Here is a 17,388-nt window from a genome sequence, read left to right on the forward strand (position 1 = left end):
CTTAGGGAGTTCCATGGGGCGTACGATTGTCATTACCTCTGGCAAGGGGGGCGTGGGTAAAACCACGACCAGTGCCAACATCGGTATGGCCTTAGCCAAGTTGGGGCGATCGGTGGTACTCATCGATGCTGACTTTGGGTTACGGAACTTAGATTTGCTCTTGGGGCTGGAAAACCGAGTTGTTTATACGGCCATTGATGTGTTGACGGGGCAGTGCCGTCTAGATCAAGCCCTGGTACGGGATAAGCGTCTGAGTAGGTTGGCATTACTTCCCGCTGCCCAGAGCCGCAATAAAGATGCCATCACTCCCGATCAAATGCGGCAGTTGGCTACGGCGCTAGCTAAGCACTATGACTATGTGCTAATTGACTGCCCAGCAGGCATTGAAGGTGGCTTTCGCAATGCCATTGCCCCAGCCCAGGAAGCCCTAGTGGTGACCACCCCGGAAATTGCAGCGGTGCGGGATGCGGATCGCGTGATTGGCTTACTGGAAGCCTACCGTATTCGTAAAAGTCATTTGATTTTGAACCGGTTGCGACCTGCGATGGTGGCGGCCAACGATATGATGTCAGTGGAAGATGTGCAAGAGATTCTTTCAATCCCGCTGCTGGGGATTGTCCCCGAAGACGAAAAGGTGATTGTCTCCACCAATAAGGGAGAGCCGCTGGTGCTGGCTGACCCACCATCCTTAGCTGCACAGGCATTTTTGAATATTGCCCGTCGTTTGGAAGGGGAGACCGTTGAATTTTTAGATCTCCATGCTGCTACCGGCGGACTCTTTAAGCGCATTCGCCGTTTCTTTGGGGCAAAGGGATGATTAGTGAACTGCTGGAGCGGCTGTTTACACGCACGCCCCCCAGTCGCACCACTGCCAAGGAGCGGTTAAAGCTAGTGCTGGCTCATGATCGCACTGCCTTGACCCCTGACATTTTAGAAAATTTGCGTCGCGATATTCTGGAGGTGGTCTCCCGCTATGTGGAGTTAGAAACCGATGGGTTAGAGGTTTCGCTGGAATCGGATCAACGCACGACGGCTCTAATTGCAAACCTACCCATTAAGCGCCTTAAGGTGGCCGAACCAGAACCACTTCAGGACATTGATCAGACACCGCATTCTCAGGAGGCGGATTCCAATTGAGTGCATTAACAGTCGGTTTAGGGGCGATCGCCACCGTCGCGATCGCACTACAGGCACCATGGGTAGCAATTTTATTGGCGCGGTTATGGGCTGGGTTAAACCGACCTCAATCCTTACAACCTCAGCCGTCTTGTTTAGCCAATCTGGGGACAGTAACCATTGTCGTGCCCACTCTCAATGAGGCTCAGCGCTTACAACCGTGCTTGGAGGGGTTGATGCGCCAAGGCTACGAGGTTCGCGAAATCCTGATTGTGGATAGTCACTCCCGCGATGGCACTGCCGATATGGTGCGAGCAGCACAGCAGCGAGATCCGCGCCTGCGCCTAGAGTTTGATCCGCCGCTTCCTAGGGGATGGGTGGGGCGGCCTTGGGCATTGCACACCGGCTTTTGTCGCGCTCATCCTCAGAGCCAGTGGATTTTGGGAATTGATGCCGACACGCAACCTCAGCCCGGTTTAGTGGCCAGTCTGTTGTACACAGCAGCAGCCGATGAGCTGGATGTGGTCTCTCTCTCGCCGCAGTTTATCCTCAAGTCGGCGGGAGAATGGTGGCTGCAACCGGCGCTACTGATAACGCTCATCTACCGCTTTGGGGCAACGCGGGTGGTAGAGTCCCAGCCGGAGCGCATTCTTGCCAATGGCCAGTGTTTGCTGATTCGCCGGTCTCTTCTCGAGCAACTGCAAGGCTACAGTGCGGCACGTTCCTCATTTTGCGATGATGTGACCTTGGTGCGCACTGCGGCGGCACGGGGGGCGCGGGTTGGCTTTCGAGATGGTTCACGGCTGCTCAAGGTGCGGATGTACGAGGGGATGGCGGAAACTTGGCGGGAGTGGGGGCGATCGCTGGATTTGAAGGATGCAACTCCCGTAGCCCAAGTATGGGGGGATGTCTATTTTCTCTGGGCGGTACAAGGATTGCCGTTGCCCCTATTCTTGCTGACCCTTGCGGGGTTAACAGCGGCTCCCCCTCTGTTGCCTCTGCAACTGGCCATGCTCTTGAACGGGGGGCTGCTGCTGATTCGCATGGCGATGATGGTGGCGATCGCGCCGGTGTATGATTGGCACCACAGACAAGGATCCGCGTTCTTTTGGCTGTCGCCTTTTGCTGATTTCCTTGCGGTTTGGCGCATTAGCCTCTCCTCTGGGCAGCGCCCCAAACAGTGGCGAGGCCGCCAGTACAGCGCTGTGTAACAGGTTGTAATCTCCCTAATTCCGATCAAGAAGTAGGATATACTAGCCACTAGGCAACACTGCTCTTGATTGTGTCGTGCGAGTCCAACTTTCCTGTGGAACTGTCTGCCAAAAGTGAGTATGCACTCCTTGCCTTACTAGAAATGTCGGCGGCTTACGATCAAGGAGAGCCATTACAAATCCGCCAAATTGCTGCCCTGCACATGATTCCCGATCGCTATCTTGAACAACTGATGGCCACCCTACGGCGTAAAGGATTAGTTCGTAGCCAACGCGGGGCAAGGGGGGGYTATTTACTGGCTAAACCGCCATGGCAAATCTCAATTTTAGAGGTACTCAACTGTATTGAGGGGATTGATTCTAAACTGGCGGAAAAGCGTCCAGACAAGGATGATCTTGCCCGTAACCTCATCCGTTCGGTGTGGCTAGAGGCCTGCAATGCTGCCAATGCCATTCTGGCAACGCACACCCTCCAAGACCTGTGCGATCGCCGCCGTGCCTATCAACACGTTGATGTCATGTACTACATCTAAGTCTAGGAGCACTTAAGGATGAACATTGCCCCCAATATTACTGCATTGATTGGCCGCACTCCTTTAGTGCGCTTAAATCGGATTCCTGCGGCGGAAGGTTGTGTGGCACAGATTGTGGTCAAACTGGAAAGCATGAACCCTGCAGCTTCCGTGAAGGATCGCATTGGCTTGAGTATGATTGCCGAGGCAGAGGCAGCGGGGTTAATTACTCCTGGTAAAACCGTTTTAGTGGAGCCAACCTCTGGTAATACTGGAATTGCCTTGGCCATGGTGGCCGCCGCCAAGGGCTATCGCTTAATTTTAACCATGCCGGAAACCATGAGTGCTGAGCGCCGTGCAATGCTACGAGCCTACGGTGCAGAGCTAGATCTCACCCCCGGTACAGAAGGGATGAGTGGCGCGATTCGCCGTGCCGAGGAAATTGTTGCCTCCCTTGAGGATGCCTTTATGCTGCAGCAATTCAAAAATCCTGCCAATCCCAAAATTCACCGCGAAACGACTGCCTTAGAAATTTGGGAAGACACTGACGGGCAGGTCGATATTCTCATTAGTGGGGTAGGGACAGGGGGCACCATTACCGGGGTTGCGGAGGTGATTAAGGCAAAGAAGCCGAGTTTTCAGGCGATCGCCGTTGAACCCAGCAATAGTCCGGTACTCTCAGGCGGTAAACCTGGCCCCCATAAAATTCAAGGCATTGGTGCCGGCTTTATTCCCCCTGTCCTCAAACTTGAGCTTATTGATGAGGTCATCACCGTCTCTGATGATCAGGCCATTCATTTTGGTCGTCGCCTTGCCCGCGAAGAGGGGCTGCTCTCAGGAATTTCTAGCGGTGCGGCGTTGTGTGCAGCCATCCACGTGGGCAAACGCCCAGAAAACGAGGGCAAGCTGATTGTGATGGTGCAACCCAGCTTTGGGGAGCGCTACCTGACCACACCGCTGTTCCAAGAAGCCTTGCCACTCACGCCGAGCTATTTGCAGAATTAGGCCAACTTTAGTCCAACGTTTTTGCTGAGTACATAAAAAGCCTCTTCAGATAAGCGTTTGAAAATTTTGCTCTATTGCGTGCCCCGCAAACATTCTCGCGACTCATCTCCGGCGCTAGGGGTAGGCAGTCATATTCAACCGGGACGTGGTTCCTGCTTGGGGGCACGTGACGTAGGGGCTAGGTCTGCCGCCAATTCGCCACACCGAAATATAGCGATTATTGCGGACAAACTGGATGCTAACCTCACCGATACAGCCAAAATTACCCCCCTCATCGCGATCGCTAAACCATCCCCTGACCAAACTGTTGCTCACATTGGTTACGGTAATAACACCGTTATGGCGACGGCCATTAACCTGTGTGGTGTACTCAATCACATCCCCAGGGAAGTGGTTAAATTGGTAGCCATAGATCCGGGTTAGGCCACTATCTGAAACTAGGGTCTCGGCAGCCGCAGGTAACGCAGCAGCCATGGTTAGCAGTAACCCTCCGAAAACACTCCATCGGTATTGCATAGGCGTAACTCCTCCATCAACGACGATTGATGAATCTGGAGATCATTGAATTCCTTATTGTCTATTGTCGATTTCTAGATTCAGTGTGTGCCTGAAACGTGAAGGAATTGGCTGAAAAATTTTGGATTTCTTATCCATATGAGTGCTCAGACTGAGGTTGGCTCCTCAGCCACAGGGCGTTCAAATACCTGCTTAGCCACTTGGGCGCATTGATAGACGTAGGCCGCATCAATAGCACCCCCCACCAACCCACTCACCACAGGGACAACAGTGGTCACGCTGAAGACTCCTTTTTGAGCGCCCACTGTGAACAGGCGGTAGCCTAAGTGCTGATTGATCTGCCGTAATAGGTGTGTTGGTAGTTGATTGAGCAAATGGACACTCACACGCTCCGAAACCTCTAAACCAGCTTTCTTAAGCATCTGGGAGGCGCTCCCCCCCAATAAAGTCAGCAAAATCAGCGATCGCACCGCTGCGCTGTTGACATCGTATCCCTGCACTATGGCGATCGCCGCCGCTGTATTGGCTCCCAGCAAATAGGTTGCCGCCAAACTGGTACTGATGCCCACTATGCTCAGAAGTCCCATTGGTAAGGCCGCCAACATCCCTAAACCAGCAGCATGGCCGGTTCGCCACCAAATAATTGTTTCAATGGCTTGGGCGCGATCGCCCGTTGCCTCCCTCAGTGCCTCTGCGGCGACCTGTTCCGCCGCTGGCAAGCCCCCTGCCCCCGCCACCGCCTGTGCCAGCAACCAATCCAAAAACAGCGTCCAGCATGCTTCAGGATTCACTTGAACCCCCTCGTCAACCTCTTGCCTAATTCTAATTTTCCCAAGAGAAGATCTGGCATTATCGTATGAGATAAATAGACGCATTATAAGACTTGAATTAAGTCTCATAACTTTATATGAGATGTTTTTCGCACGTGGTAAATGTAAGGTGCATTAATCACATCAAGAAGTGTTGCATTACCGCCTTACCCAAAAGTGTGACAGCTTGAAAAGGAATGTAACCAACCAGAGGTTACCCAATACCTCAATAGTTGTATAGCACCAGAGCAACCCACCCAGAGACAACTTGCTAAACGTTCATAAAACACTCTACAAACTAAAATAGAGCCACGTCATCAAGAGAAAGCGGCTCATGAATCACAGGCATATTGTGGGATGGGCGTTAACTGCTAGTGTCATAGCTGCAATGCCCATGCAAGTGGGAGGATATCCGCCACGGTACGTTATAGCTCAATCTTCAGCACTGCAAGAAGCCAAGCGACTCGAACAGTTAGGAATTGAACAGTATCAAAAAGCTCAATACGCTCAAGCACTGGAGTTATTTCAACGCAGCTTAGTGATTTTGGAGCAAGCCCTAGGCACCAACCATCCAAAAGTGGCCACCACACTCAACAACTTGGCGTTGTCCTATGCAGCACAAGGGGAATATAACAAAGCCGAACCTCTTTACCAGCGCAGTTTGGCGTTAAGGGAACGAGTTTTAGGTGCCAATCACCCAGATGTCGCCCAATCCCTGAACAACTTGGCGCTACTGTATCGAGAGCAAGGCCAATATAGTAAAGCCGAACCGCTATTGCAGCGCAGTTTGGCGATCAGGGAGCAAGCCCTAGGCACCAACCATCCAGAAGTGGCCACGACCCTCAATAACTTGGCGCTGCTGTATCGAGAGCAAGGCCAATATAGTAAAGCCGAACCCCTATACCAGCGCAGTTTGGCAATTTTGCAACAGACCCTAGGGGCTAGCCACCCAAATGTGGCCGCTGCCCTCAACAACTTGGCGCTGTTGTATGAAGCACAAGGGGAATATAGCAAGGTCGAACCTTTACTACAGCGCAGCTTGGTAATTTTGGAGCAAGCCCTAGGCACCAACCATCCAGAAGTGGCCACGACCCTCAATAACTTGGCGCTACTGTATGAAAAGCAAGGGCAATACGCCAAAGCCGAACCGCTTTACCAACGCAGCTTGGTAATTTTGGAGCAAGCCCTAGGCACCAACCATCCAGAAGTGGCCACGACCCTCAATAACTTGGCGCTACTGTATGAAAAGCAAGGGCAATACGCCAAAGCCGAACCGCTTTACCAACGCAGCTTGGTGATTTTGGAGCAAGCCCTAGGCACCAACCATCCAGAAGTGGCCACGACCCTCAATAACTTGGCGCTGCTGTATGAAGCACAAGGGGAATATAGCAAGGTCGAACCTTTACTACAGCGCAGCTTGGTAATTTTGGAGCAAGCCCTAGGCACCAACCATCCAGAAGTGGCCACGACCCTCAATAACTTGGCGCTGCTGTATGAAGCACAAGGGGAATATAGCAAGGCCGAACCTTTACTACAGCGCAGCTTGGTGATTTTGGAGCAAGCCCTAGGCGCCAACCATCCAAAAGTGGCCACTACCCTCAACAACTTGGCGCTGTTGTATGAAGCACAAGGGGAATATAGCAAGGTCGAACCTTTACTACAGCGCAGCTTGGTAATTTTGGAGCAAGCCCTAGGCACCAACCATCCAGAAGTGGCCACGACCCTCAACAACTTGGCGGTGCTGTATCAAACGCAAGGCCAGCATAGTGAGGCAGAATCTCTGTACTTGCGCAGTTTAGCGATAACGCAACAAGCCCTAGGTACCAATCATCCAGAAGTGGCCACCGCCCTGAGCAACTTGGCGCTGTTGTATTGGAGGCTCAACCAAATTGAGCCAGCCCTAACACGTCTGGTACAGGCATTGGACATTGAAGAAACTCATTTAACCCACAATCTCGTCATTGGCTCAGAAGAGGATAAACGCGCTTACCTCAAGACCTTTTTCGGCTCAACCAATGCCGCCATCTCTTTTCACCTGCAATTTGCTCCTAACAACCCTCAGGCGGCTCGGCTAGCTCTGACGACCATTTTACGGCGCAAAGGGCGGGTGCTTGATACCCTCAGCCAATCCCTTAACCGTCTGCGGCAACAACTCTCCCCATCTGACCAAGAGCAGCTTGCCCGTCTTTCTACTCTTCGCACTCAAGTGGCTCAAATTGCTTTTAACCCTAGTTCTACCGACCAAGAGCGTCAACAGTGGCAACTACTAAACACCCAAGCGCAACAAATTGAAATACAACTCAGCCGCAGCAGTACCGCTTTTGCCCAAACCACTCAAAAAATTMCCCTAGAAGCCGTCCAAAAAGCTATCCCTGCCAATACTGCTTTGGTCGAGTTCATCCATTACCAGCCCTTCAACCCAAAAGCTCCTGCTAATCAAGGCCTTGACTCCCCCCGTTATGCCGTTTATATCCTGAGTGCAACAGGTGAGCCTCGCTGGGTAGATTTGGGAACCGCTAGCGAGATTGATGCCCTGATTGCTCAGTATCGCACCGCTACCCTTGACCCCCGCCGCTCTATCAGCGAAGGCCAAGCCACCGCCCGTGCCCTTGATGCTAAAATCATGGCTCCCGTGCGCCAACTGGTGAAGTCAGCCAATCACCTGCTAATTGCTCCTGATGGACAATTAAATGTTGTTTCTTTTGCTGCTTTAGTGGACGAACAAAACAAATACCTAGTTGAGCGGTACAAGATTACCTACTTGACCTCAGGGCGGGATTTGTTACGCTGGCAAACTAGGCCTCCGAAAGCCAATCCCCCTTTAATTATGGCCAATCCCACCTTTGATAAACCCGGCAGTCCGCCCATCCAAATTGCCAGTGCTGACCGGAGTAATCCTCGCTCTGGCGACTTGACTGCCTTGAAGTTCGGGGCATTACCCGCAACTAGGATCGAAGGGGAGGCCATCGCTAGGTTATTACCCAATGCTTGGTTATTCACTGAAGCACAGGCAACGGAGGCAGTGGTCAAAAGAACGCCGAATCCGCGCATTTTGCACCTAGCAACCCACGGGTTTTTCTTGAGACCTGCTCCAATTGCGCCGGACAGAGATGGCAATATACTCTATGAAAACCCTTTATTGCGCTCTGGATTGGCGTTATCTGGTTTTAATGTGCGGCAAGGGGGTGAGGATGACGGCGTATTAACGGCCTTGGAAATTACTGGAATGGACTTGCGAGGAACGCAGTTAGTGGTACTCTCAGCCTGTGAGACAGGACTAGGTGATGTGCAAAGTGGTGAGGGGGTGTATGGGCTACGACGAGCATTTACCCTAGCGGGCGCACAGTCACAAGTGATGACGCTGTGGCGAGTGGATGATGAGGCAACTAAGGACTTGATGGTGGCATACTACCAACGGCTACGCAAAGGAGAACAACGGGGGGAAGCGTTGCGGCAGGCTCAACTAGAGATGCTGAGAACCCCTAGCCGTGAGCATCCTCGCTATTGGTCAGGGTTTATTTTCATCGGTGACTGGCGAGAAATGAGTCCTTGAATCTCTGGGTGGTATATCCCTATGCAACGAACGATTCGCATCCAATTGGGGGTACTAGATAGATTGGTTATCCCGCTTCGACTTAAAGCGTAGGTACCGTGCCCGTTTTTCAAAGACGTTATTAAAGGCAGTTCCTAGGTTAATGCACACCTAGTAGAAATGCCTAGGGAGCCGTTAGTGCCATAGAGAACAACTGCGATAAAATAAGGGCTGACCTGATTTGTAGGACATCAGCCAATGGATATTATTAGCTTGGGTTGGATAGGTATTCTCAGCGTTTTTACCCTCTCCATTGCCTTTGTGGTTTGGGGTCGCCACGGCATGTAGCCCATCAGAGTCCGGGAGTATGGATCTTTCAGTCTCTCTAGCAGATGTTTTTGTTCTGATTGCGTTGCTCTTGCTCATCGTCGTCAGTGGCGGTATTGGCTATCTCACCTATGCTGAATGGCGCGATCGCCGCCGCTACCGCGCAGAGCAGCAGGAACAACGGCGGGGGCGCAAGCGCTAATGGTCGCTCCCTTACAGGTGTTGGGCGATCGCCTTCTAAGTGCCCTCCAAAAGGTTGTGGATCTGCCCCACTACCCACAGCCCCTAGTGGTACCCGCCACTCAAGCCAAGTTTGGGGACTATCAATCAAATGTGTGCCTCACCTTAGCCAAACAGGTAGGACAGTCCCCCCGAGACCTTGCGGCGGCAGTTGTGGCGGCTCTAGACATTAATGATCTGTGTGAACCCGTTGAAATTGCAGGCGCTGGTTTTCTTAACTTTCGCCTCAAGCCTGAATTTTTAGCCCAAGCGCTCCAAGCTGCCTTGGGGAGCGATCGCCTTGGCATTGCCCGAACTCAGCACCCCCGCCGGGTCGTGGTGGATTTTTCCAGCCCCAACATTGCCAAAGAAATGCACGTTGGGCATTTACGCTCAACCATCATTGGGGATTGTATTGCGCGTATCCTTGAGTTTCAGGGGCACGATGTTCTGCGGCTGAACCACGTTGGTGACTGGGGCACTCAATTTGGGATGCTCATTGCCTACCTAGATGAGGTGTATCCCGATGCCCTGACCAAGGCCGATGCCTTGGATTTAGGAGACTTAGTCACCTTCTATAAGCAGGCCAAGCAGCGCTTTGACACCGATCCTGAATTTCAGCAAAACGCCCGGCAGCAGGTCGTTGCCCTCCAACAAGGAGACGAACACAGTCGCCGCGCTTGGCAACTCCTGTGCAATCAATCGCGACGGGAATTTCAGAAAATCTATGACCTCCTCGATATTGACATTACAGAGCGAGGGGAGTCCTTTTACAATCCCTACTTGCCTGCTGTTATTGAAGACTTAGCCGCCCAAGGACTCTTAGTCGAAGACCAAGGGGCAAAAGTCGTCTTCCTCGAAGGCTTTACCAACAAAGAAGGGCAGCCCCAGCCGCTAATTATTCAAAAATCCGATGGCGGCTACAACTATGCCACCACCGACCTTGCTGCCCTACGTTACCGCATTCAGCAGGATCAAGCAGACTGGCTTATTTACGTTACCGATGTTGGCCAAAGCAACCATTTTGCGCAGTTCTTTCAGGTGGCTGAGCGGGCAGGTTGGGTTCCCCCTAACGTTACCCTAACCCATGTTCCCTTTGGGCTTGTGCTAGGCGAAGATGGTAAACGCCTCAAGACCCGCTCCGGAGAGACCATTCGCCTGATTGATTTACTCACAGAGGCGATCGCCCGCAGTCGCAGCGATCTAGAGCAACGCCTAGCCGCAGAAGACCGTCAAGAATCTCCAGAGTTCATTAACACCGTCGCTGAGGTTATTGGCATTGGTGCAGTCAAATACGCAGACCTGAGCCAAAACCGCAATAGCAACTATGTGTTTAGCTACGATAAGATGCTGTCGCTGCAAGGGAATACTGCCCCCTATCTAATCTATGCCTACGTCCGGGTTCAAGGGCTAACTCGGCGCGGCAACATTGACTGGGGTCTGCTCTCTGAGAATGTCCCAATCCATATTGAAGAGGATAGTGAACAGGCACTGGCAAAACACTTGGTGCAATTCGAGGAAACCCTAGATCTGGTTATGGCAGAATTATTACCCAATCGATTGTGTCAATATTTATTTGAACTGAGCCAGCGTTTTAACCAGTTTTACGATCGCTGTCCTATTTTGACGGCTCCTGAACCCCTCAAGCAGTCCCGCCTTGCCCTCGCCTATCTAACCGCAAGTACCCTCAAGCTAGGCCTCTCGTTGTTGGGGATTCGTGTCTTAGATCGAATTTAGCCCGATGTTACAAGGGTCGGTTTACTTGAGTAGAGTTTGTTGGCAACTTTGGCACAGCCCAAAGAATTCAAGGGTATGGTAAAAAATCTCAAAGTTGTGCGATTGGCGCAGTTCGGCTTCAAGGTGCTGAACTGGACAACTATCAATCGTCACCGATACGCCACAGTGCAGACAAGTAAGATAGTGTTGATCCTGCTGTACTAAGTTATAAACTAACTCTCCCGTAGCTAAGGGGCGCGCTTGCACCACACCATTGACCTTTAAGGCATCTAGAGTACGATACACCGTTGCTAGCCCAAGGGGAGTTTGTCGTTGGCGGAGTTCAAGATAAAGTTCCTGAGCCGAGAGCGATCGCCCACTGGCTTTGAGTGCTTCAAGGACAATAGATTGACTACGAGTACGGCGCGGCGGCATAACATTGATGAAACCTCACCTTCGATTGTAGGGGAAAGTGACATCCCCACTAGGGGGATTGGCCACTCTTGTAGCGTAGGCACCCTCTTGCCTACCCCAGACCTAACGGTATCAGCACCTACCTCACCCAAACCCGTCAAAAAATATCACGTCTGATATCTTGAGCTGCGGGAGCGCACCAGCAATAGGCTACTTGGAGGCTTCCTTAACAGCGCGGCGAAACCCTAGGGCAACTAAGATATTTGCAACGGTCAAGAAAGCCTCTGCTCCCCCGTGTAGGGTGTCCACATTGGCCAAGGAGGTGCCGTAGGCGTGCTGGGCATAGAGGCCTGCGGGAATGGTGACCGCCACAAACACCAAGGTGCTATAAAAGCCAATTAAGGCCAAGCGGGGGGTTCTGGGGTTACGGGTGAGGAAAAACAAAAACCCCAGATAGGGCAACAACGAGAGAGCAAAGAAGCTATTGGTCAGCATTAGCGCCGTGCCAGTTTTTTACTCATCTTCCGCAGGCGAATCGATTGGGGGGTGACCTCCACCAGTTCGTCGGCACCAATGTACTCAAGGGCACGCTCAAGGCTCATGTCCACCGGAGATTGCAGTTGTACCAGTTCATCGCCGGTGGAGGAACGGAAGTTGGTGAGTTGTTTGGCTTTACAGACGTTAATTTCTAGGTCTTGGGGGCGGTTGTGCTCACCTACAATCATCCCTTTGTACACTTTGGTACCTGGGGTAATGAAAAAGACCCCGCGATCTTCTGCATTTTTGAGGGCATAGAAGGTAGCGGTGCCTTCTTCAAAGGCAATTAAGACCCCATTGCGGCGGGCGCTAATCTCACCAGCAAGAGGGCGGTAGTCTAAAAAGCTATGGTTCATGATCCCTTCGCCACGGGTGAGGCGCATGAATTCACCGCGGAAGCCCACTAGCCCGCGGGCTGGAATGATAAATTCCAGTTGAGTGCGGCCATTGCCCCCTACTTGCATATCCTGCATTTCACCCCGCCGCTGGCCAAGCCGCTCAATACAACCGCCGACGGCTTCGTCAGGGACATCCAGCACAAGGCATTCGTAGGGTTCGCAGGGCTGACCATTTACTTCCCGGTAGATGACTTGGGGCTGGGAGACTTGGAACTCGTAGCCTTCACGGCGCATGGTTTCAATTAAAATACCTAGGTGCAATTCGCCGCGACCAGAGACGGCAAAGCGGTCTGGAGAGTCGGTCTCTTCGACCCGTAGTGCCACGTTGGTTTCTAGTTCCCGATAGAGGCGATCGCGCAGTTGGCGGGAGGTAACAAAGGTGCCTTCCTGACCGGCAAAGGGGGAGTCATTAACCGCAAAGGTCATTTGTAGGGTCGGTTCATCGACTTTGATGAGGGGCAATGCCTGCGGCTCGTTGGGGCAGGTAATTGTTTCGCCAATATTGGCATCACTAAAGCCGGCGATCGCCACGATGTTACCCGCACTGGCGGAGGTCAATTCCACTCGCGTTAAGCCTTCAAACCCGAGGAGCTTGGTGACTTTGGCCTTGACAATTTGACCATTATCCTTAACTAAGGCGGCCTGCTGCCCCACCTGCACCGTACCGTTATGGATTTTGCCAATGACAATTCGCCCTAAGTACTCAGAGTAGTCAAGGGTGGTGACCTGAAGTTGTAGGGGGGCATCGGGATTTCCCACTGGGGGTGGAATATGGCGGACGATTGCCTCGAAAAGGGGCTGCATATCATTGCCGTCCTCGTCCAGATCAGTTTTGGCGTAGCCCGCGAGCCCCGATGCAAAGAGGTAGGGAAACTCGCACTGATCGTCGTCGGCACCCAGTTCAATAAATAGATCCAGCACTTTATCGATGGTTTTATAGGGTTCAGCTTGGGGGCGATCGATTTTGTTGACCACCACAATAGGGCGCAACCCCTTTTCTAAGGCTTTTTTGAGCACGAAGCGGGTTTGGGGCATCGGCCCTTCATTGGCATCCACAATCAGCAGACAGCCTTCCACCATCCCCAATACCCGCTCCACTTCACCGCCAAAGTCGGCGTGCCCGGGAGTATCGACGATATTGATGGTTAACTCCTTGTAGCGCACAGCGGTATTTTTCGCCAAAATGGTGATACCGCGTTCCCGCTCAAGATCGTTGGAATCCATGACGCAATCGGGAATATCCTCGCCCTCACGAAACGTACCGGACTGCCGTAGGAGGGCATCGACCAGGGTGGTTTTGCCATGGTCAACGTGGGCAATAATGGCAACATTGCGAATGGGCAGACTCATAGACTATTCCCGCAGATTTTGTAATACAACGTCGAGGAGTGTGACAAACCGTTACAATCTTAGCTCAATCTGGTGATAGGCAGCGGGATACCTAATTGGTGGAGGGGCAAAGCAAACCCCGTGGTCACCAGATAGACCTCCGTCATCAGCGGGCGCAACTGCTGGCACAACTCACCGAGGCGGTCTCGAAAGTGGCGACCGCTGGCATAGGGGGGCACAACGCCCCAACCGGTTTCCTCAGCCACAAGAATTAAGGTGGCTTGGCAGGCAGCAACCGCCGCCAATAAGTGTTGCACCGTGGCTTGCCATTGGGTCTCCTGTTGCTCCAGTGTATTGGCCACCCATGTGCCCAGAGAATCCACTAGACCACAGTGATCAGGGGGGAGTTGCTGCACACTATTGACCAAGGTCACCGGGCATTCCCAAAGCTGCCAGTGGGGAGGGCGACGGGCTTGGTGTTGGGCAATCCGTGCGCACCATTCTGGATCGCCACTGGCGGCGATCGCCGTCGCAATATAAATCACAGGGGCACCAGACTCCGCCGCAAGGAACTCTGCCCATGCACTTTTACCGGAGCGGCTTGGTCCACTGACAAGGATATGGCCGGCCATGGTTACCGCAGCCGCCGTGGATCTAAGCGTTCCCCCAAGCCTTCCCCAAGCAGCGATAGCCCCACCACAAGGGTGGTCATGGCTAGCCCTGGAAAGAGGGTAGTCCACCAAACTCCCACCGACAGGCCATCCAAGGCTTGGCGCAGATCCTGTCCCCACTCTGGCACCTCCGGCGGCAACCCTAAGCCTAAAAACCCTAATCCAGCTAGGGTTAAGATCGCATCTGCGGCATTCAGGGTAAAAAGCACCGGAATACTTGGCAAGACATTGATCAACAAGTACCGTCGCAAAATTCGTGGTGTAGAGGCTCCCATCGCGCGCGCTGCTTCAATAAACACTTCATTTTTGAGGCTGACGGTGTGGTTACGCACCACCCGATAGTACTGGGGAATATAAGCAACACTCAGAGCAACCGCGGCATTCACCACCCCCTTGCCAACCACAAAGGCAACGGTAACCGCCAATAGCAATCCGGGTAAGGTATAGACTGTATCCATGAAAAAGAGCAAGGCGCGATCCAACCAACCGCCGCAATAGCCACTGAGCAATCCGAGGGGCACACCAAGGATCAGACTAAAGAGTGTGGCTACCACCACGACCTGTAAGGCGGCTTGAGTTCCAAAGAGGGTGCGGGAAAAGACATCATAGCCTTGGCGATTGGTGCCAAACCAGTGCTGCGCGGACGGGGGCGCATGAATCGGAAAGTCCAGAAAGTCTTGGGGGTTGGGGATCCAGCCCAAGGCTTGCCCTAAAGGCGCAGTAAAGGCAACGAACACAAAGATGCCACAAATCAAGCCGCCGATCCACAGTAGTTGATCCGATAGTTGGGTGGGGAACCAAGGGCGGCGTATCGGCACAAGGGTCATGGTACTATCCCAACACACTCGCAAGTAGGGCTTTTTGGGCATGGAGGCGGTTTTCCGCTTGCTCCCACACCCGCGACTGGGGGCCTTCCAAGACACTGGCGGTAATTTYTTCTTCCCGATGAGCCGGCAGACAATGAAGGACGATCGCCTGGGAATCTGCTACCGCTAGTAGCTGATCGTTGATCTGGTAGGGCTGAAAGATGGGTTGGCGAGCGATCGCTTCTGCTTCCTGACCCATACTGGCCCAGACATCGGTATAAAGCGCATGGGCACCCTTAGCTGCACTATAGGGATCTGTGGTAACGGTGACTTCCGTTGCACCGCGACTCAATGAGCGCGCCTGTTCAACAATGTCTGGGAGTGGCTGAAATTCAGCAGGGGAAGCAACCCGTACATTCACCCCCATCAACGCACAACCTAGCAACAGCGAATGTGCCACATTATTGCCATCACCAATGTAGCAAAGGGTTAAGCCCCCTAAGCCGCCAAAGGATTCCTGTAGGGTGAGTAAATCCGCCAACACTTGGCACGGATGCTCCCGATCAGTAAGGGCATTAATGACAGGGATGCGGGCATAGTCAGCAAACAATTGTAATTCAGCTTGACCGTAGGTGCGAATGGCCAAGGCATCGAGGTAGCGATCCAATACCCGCGCCGTGTCAGCGAGCGGCTCACCGCGCCCGACTTGGGTAGATTGGGGGTTAAGATCAATCACTTGCCCTCCCAGTTGGTACATCGCCACCGTAAAGCTAACGCGCGTCCGCGTTGAGGCCTTTTGAAACAGTAACCCCAACACTGCCGGACAATGCGGGGCAACCTCACCAATCTTCATCTGTGCCGCCAACGCTAGCACATACTGCGCTTCCTCTTGGGACAGGTCAGCAATGCTGAGTAGGTCTCGCCCCCGCAATGATTCCATAGCTATTTCCACCAGTTAAGATAGTCAAGTAGCTTGTAGCTTAGCGGATTCCCCACCGTTTTCGTCCAGTTCTTTGCGATCCAGAATTTACCAAACTTTGCGGGAAAACCCCATACGCAGTGCAACGGAGTATGGGGATGAGAGCAACGCCAATTTGTTGACAAACGCCCCATCAATTATAGATCTGTTGCGCCAGCGTGACTTTAACAAATGTCGCAAGAAGTCCCCGATTCTACCGCAGGTGAATCGTGGGATGAATGGCGACCCATAAATCAACGTGCGTAGCACATCCTCTTTGCTATCTGGTAGGATATTATCAGTAACATCCAAAGACGCTAAATGTTGCAAGCGTACAAGTTCAGAGCCTATCCAACCCACGAGCAGAAATTAGCCCTAGCCAAGAGCTTTGGCTGCTGCCGCTGGTACTGGTATTACTCGCTCAACTTGTGCCAAGAAACCTACAAATCAACTGGGAAAGGGTTGTCCCGCTCAGCTATTCAGGGATTACTCCCTGACCTGAAAAAGGAGCAYCTGTGGCTGAAGGAGGCTTACTCTCAATGCTTGCAAGTCGTGGCTCTGAATTTGTCTACGGCTTACAAGAACTTTTTTGAAGGGAGAGCGAAGCTGCCGAGGTTCAAGTCCAAAAAATGTCGTCAATCGATTACTTATCCTCAAAACGTCAAAGTAGAAGGAGATTACGTTAAACTCCCTGGAAACGTTGGGAAGTTATCCTGCCGTCAGCACCGAGAATTTGAGGGACAAATCAAATCGGCTACGGTTTCTCTCAATCCAGACGGGAAGTATTATGTGTCCCTTCTAGTTGATGATAGTCAAGAGCAACCTATTCCCAGTGCTGAGGGGAAAGCGATAGGAATTGACCTAGGGTTGACCCACTTCGCAATTACCAGCGATGGCTCGAAGTTCGACAACCCTCGGCATTTAGCCAAACATGCTCGTAACCTAAAGCGCAAACAGAAGAAGCTTTCTCGCAAACAGAAGGGAAGCAACAATCGAGATAAAGCGCGAAAGCGAGTCGCTCGCGTTCACCATAAAATAGCTCGCTGTCGTGAAGATTTTCTGCACAAGCTATCCCGCAAGATAGTCAACGAAAACCAAGTGATTGCTGTAGAAAATCTGCATGTCAAAGGGATGGTGCGAAATCCCAAGCTAGCCAAAGCGATTAGTGATGCTGGCTGGGGGATGTTTTGTACCATGCTCAAGTACAAAGCTGAAAGAGAAGGAAAGGTTTATCAAGAAGTAGACCGTTTCTTTCCTTCCTCAAAAACCTGTCATGTTTGCCTCAATCAAGTGGGTAACCTACCGAGATCGG

General features: G+C 52.3%; 18 protein-coding genes. 10 read left to right on the top strand and 8 right to left on the bottom strand.

Translation table 11 applies throughout. The features are described 5' to 3' along the window. The first annotated feature begins 13 nt into the window (after window positions 1–13). The 5 genes from minD to cysK all read left to right on the top strand — a co-directional run bounded on the left by minD (window position 14) and on the right by cysK (window position 3,844). Window positions 14–817, top strand: a complete 804-nt coding sequence (gene minD / locus L5220_RS05015; protein WP_448515090.1) for a septum site-determining protein MinD — start codon at window positions 14–16, stop codon at window positions 815–817. Then, entirely contained in the window at window positions 814–1,137 is a 324-nt protein-coding gene (gene minE, locus L5220_RS05020) for a cell division topological specificity factor MinE (protein WP_099798336.1), read from the top strand. Before minD ends, minE begins: the two co-directional genes overlap by 4 nt. Further along, entirely contained in the window at window positions 1,134–2,327 is a 1,194-nt protein-coding gene (gene cruG / locus L5220_RS05025) for a 2'-O-glycosyltransferase CruG (protein WP_499572082.1), read from the top strand. The genes minE and cruG overlap by 4 nt, the downstream gene beginning before the upstream one ends. 95 nt (window positions 2,328–2,422) lie before the next feature. Beyond that, window positions 2,423–2,860, top strand: coding sequence for an RrF2 family transcriptional regulator (locus tag L5220_RS05030; RefSeq protein WP_099799816.1), 438 nt, complete (start codon window positions 2,423–2,425; stop codon window positions 2,858–2,860). An 18-nt stretch (window positions 2,861–2,878) separates the two neighbouring features. Continuing rightward, entirely contained in the window at window positions 2,879–3,844 is a 966-nt protein-coding gene (cysK, locus tag L5220_RS05035) for a cysteine synthase A (protein ID WP_499572085.1), read from the top strand. A gap of 114 nt (window positions 3,845–3,958) precedes the next feature. Here cysK and L5220_RS05040 read toward each other — a convergent pair whose 3' ends face one another. Together L5220_RS05040 and L5220_RS05045 are read right to left on the bottom strand one after the other, a co-directional pair. Next, on the bottom strand, window positions 3,959–4,318 hold the full coding sequence (locus L5220_RS05040) for a hypothetical protein (protein ID WP_499572087.1): 360 nt from the start codon (window positions 4,316–4,318) through the stop codon (window positions 3,959–3,961). Window positions 4,319–4,506: 188 nt separating this feature from the next. Beyond that, window positions 4,507–5,151 (bottom strand): hypothetical protein, encoded by a 645-nt coding sequence (locus L5220_RS05045; protein WP_499572090.1) that lies wholly within the window; start codon window positions 5,149–5,151, stop codon window positions 4,507–4,509. A 406-nt stretch (window positions 5,152–5,557) separates the two neighbouring features. On the opposite strand from L5220_RS05045, the gene L5220_RS05050 reads away from it, so the two are divergent. From L5220_RS05050 to argS, 4 genes are all read left to right on the top strand, one after another. Further along, the gene (locus L5220_RS05050) at window positions 5,558–8,722 is read left to right on the top strand and encodes a CHAT domain-containing tetratricopeptide repeat protein (protein WP_499572092.1); all 3,165 of its coding nucleotides are present in this window, start codon (window positions 5,558–5,560) and stop codon (window positions 8,720–8,722) included. Window positions 8,723–8,959: 237 nt separating this feature from the next. Continuing rightward, window positions 8,960–9,049: a cytochrome b6-f complex subunit PetN gene (locus tag L5220_RS05055; RefSeq protein ID WP_099798332.1), complete on the top strand. Its 90-nt coding sequence runs from the start codon at window positions 8,960–8,962 to the stop codon at window positions 9,047–9,049. 19 nt (window positions 9,050–9,068) lie between these two features. Further along, window positions 9,069–9,230, top strand: coding sequence for a hypothetical protein (locus tag L5220_RS05060; protein WP_099798331.1), 162 nt, complete (start codon window positions 9,069–9,071; stop codon window positions 9,228–9,230). Beyond that, window positions 9,230–10,984 carry an arginine--tRNA ligase gene (gene argS / locus L5220_RS05065; RefSeq protein WP_499572094.1) on the top strand — a complete coding sequence of 585 codons (1,755 nt, stop codon included), beginning with the start codon at window positions 9,230–9,232 and terminating at the stop codon, window positions 10,982–10,984. The genes L5220_RS05060 and argS overlap by 1 nt, the downstream gene beginning before the upstream one ends. Window positions 10,985–11,005: 21 nt before the next feature. Here the strand turns inward: argS and L5220_RS05070 are convergent, their stop codons facing one another. The 6 genes from L5220_RS05070 to argF form a co-directional block, all read right to left on the bottom strand. Next, window positions 11,006–11,398 (bottom strand): Fur family transcriptional regulator, encoded by a 393-nt coding sequence (locus L5220_RS05070; protein ID WP_099798330.1) that lies wholly within the window; start codon window positions 11,396–11,398, stop codon window positions 11,006–11,008. Window positions 11,399–11,587: 189 nt separating this feature from the next. Next, a complete protein-coding gene (locus tag L5220_RS05075) occupies window positions 11,588–11,872 on the bottom strand; it encodes a DUF3593 domain-containing protein (protein ID WP_099798329.1) in 285 nt (94 codons plus the stop codon). Continuing rightward, window positions 11,872–13,662 carry a translational GTPase TypA gene (gene typA / locus L5220_RS05080; protein WP_499572096.1) on the bottom strand — a complete coding sequence of 597 codons (1,791 nt, stop codon included), beginning with the start codon at window positions 13,660–13,662 and terminating at the stop codon, window positions 11,872–11,874. Before typA ends, L5220_RS05075 begins: the two co-directional genes overlap by 1 nt. Before the next feature lie 59 nt (window positions 13,663–13,721). Further along, the gene (cobU, locus tag L5220_RS05085; protein WP_099798327.1) at window positions 13,722–14,273 is read right to left on the bottom strand and encodes a bifunctional adenosylcobinamide kinase/adenosylcobinamide-phosphate guanylyltransferase; all 552 of its coding nucleotides are present in this window, start codon (window positions 14,271–14,273) and stop codon (window positions 13,722–13,724) included. A gap of 2 nt (window positions 14,274–14,275) precedes the next feature. Next, window positions 14,276–15,181, bottom strand: coding sequence for an ABC transporter permease (locus L5220_RS05090; protein WP_099798326.1), 906 nt, complete (start codon window positions 15,179–15,181; stop codon window positions 14,276–14,278). After that, window positions 15,144–16,058 carry an ornithine carbamoyltransferase gene (argF, locus tag L5220_RS05095; protein ID WP_499498463.1) on the bottom strand — a complete coding sequence of 305 codons (915 nt, stop codon included), beginning with the start codon at window positions 16,056–16,058 and terminating at the stop codon, window positions 15,144–15,146. The genes L5220_RS05090 and argF overlap by 38 nt, the downstream gene beginning before the upstream one ends. Before the next feature lie 339 nt (window positions 16,059–16,397). Here argF and L5220_RS05100 point away from each other — a divergent pair. After that, the coding region (locus L5220_RS05100) for an RNA-guided endonuclease InsQ/TnpB family protein (RefSeq protein ID WP_499572099.1) at window positions 16,398–17,388 on the top strand (991 nt) is incomplete at its 3' end.

Source organism: Synechococcus sp. PCC 6716 (assembly GCF_022570815.1).
GTDB lineage: Bacteria > Cyanobacteriota > Cyanobacteriia > Thermosynechococcales > Thermosynechococcaceae > Thermosynechococcus > Thermosynechococcus lividus.

Bases quoted from the DNA above. Each gene is read 5' to 3' on its own strand.
- minD (WP_448515090.1), top strand. From the start codon at position 14: ATGGGGCGTACGATTGTCATTACCTCTGGCAAGGGGGGCGTGGGTAAA.
- minE (WP_099798336.1), top strand. From the start codon at position 814: ATGATTAGTGAACTGCTGGAGCGGCTGTTTACACGCACGCCCCCCAGT.
- cysK (WP_499572085.1), top strand. From the start codon at position 2,879: ATGAACATTGCCCCCAATATTACTGCATTGATTGGCCGCACTCCTTTA.
- L5220_RS05040 (WP_499572087.1), bottom strand. From the start codon at position 4,318: ATGGCTGCTGCGTTACCTGCGGCTGCCGAGACCCTAGTTTCAGATAGT.
- L5220_RS05055 (WP_099798332.1), top strand. From the start codon at position 8,960: ATGGATATTATTAGCTTGGGTTGGATAGGTATTCTCAGCGTTTTTACC.
- L5220_RS05060 (WP_099798331.1), top strand. From the start codon at position 9,069: ATGGATCTTTCAGTCTCTCTAGCAGATGTTTTTGTTCTGATTGCGTTG.
- argS (WP_499572094.1), top strand. From the start codon at position 9,230: ATGGTCGCTCCCTTACAGGTGTTGGGCGATCGCCTTCTAAGTGCCCTC.
- L5220_RS05070 (WP_099798330.1), bottom strand. From the start codon at position 11,398: ATGCCGCCGCGCCGTACTCGTAGTCAATCTATTGTCCTTGAAGCACTC.
- L5220_RS05075 (WP_099798329.1), bottom strand. From the start codon at position 11,872: ATGCTGACCAATAGCTTCTTTGCTCTCTCGTTGTTGCCCTATCTGGGG.
- typA (WP_499572096.1), bottom strand. From the start codon at position 13,662: ATGAGTCTGCCCATTCGCAATGTTGCCATTATTGCCCACGTTGACCAT.
- cobU (WP_099798327.1), bottom strand. From the start codon at position 14,273: ATGGCCGGCCATATCCTTGTCAGTGGACCAAGCCGCTCCGGTAAAAGT.
- L5220_RS05090 (WP_099798326.1), bottom strand. From the start codon at position 15,181: ATGCCCAAAAAGCCCTACTTGCGAGTGTGTTGGGATAGTACCATGACC.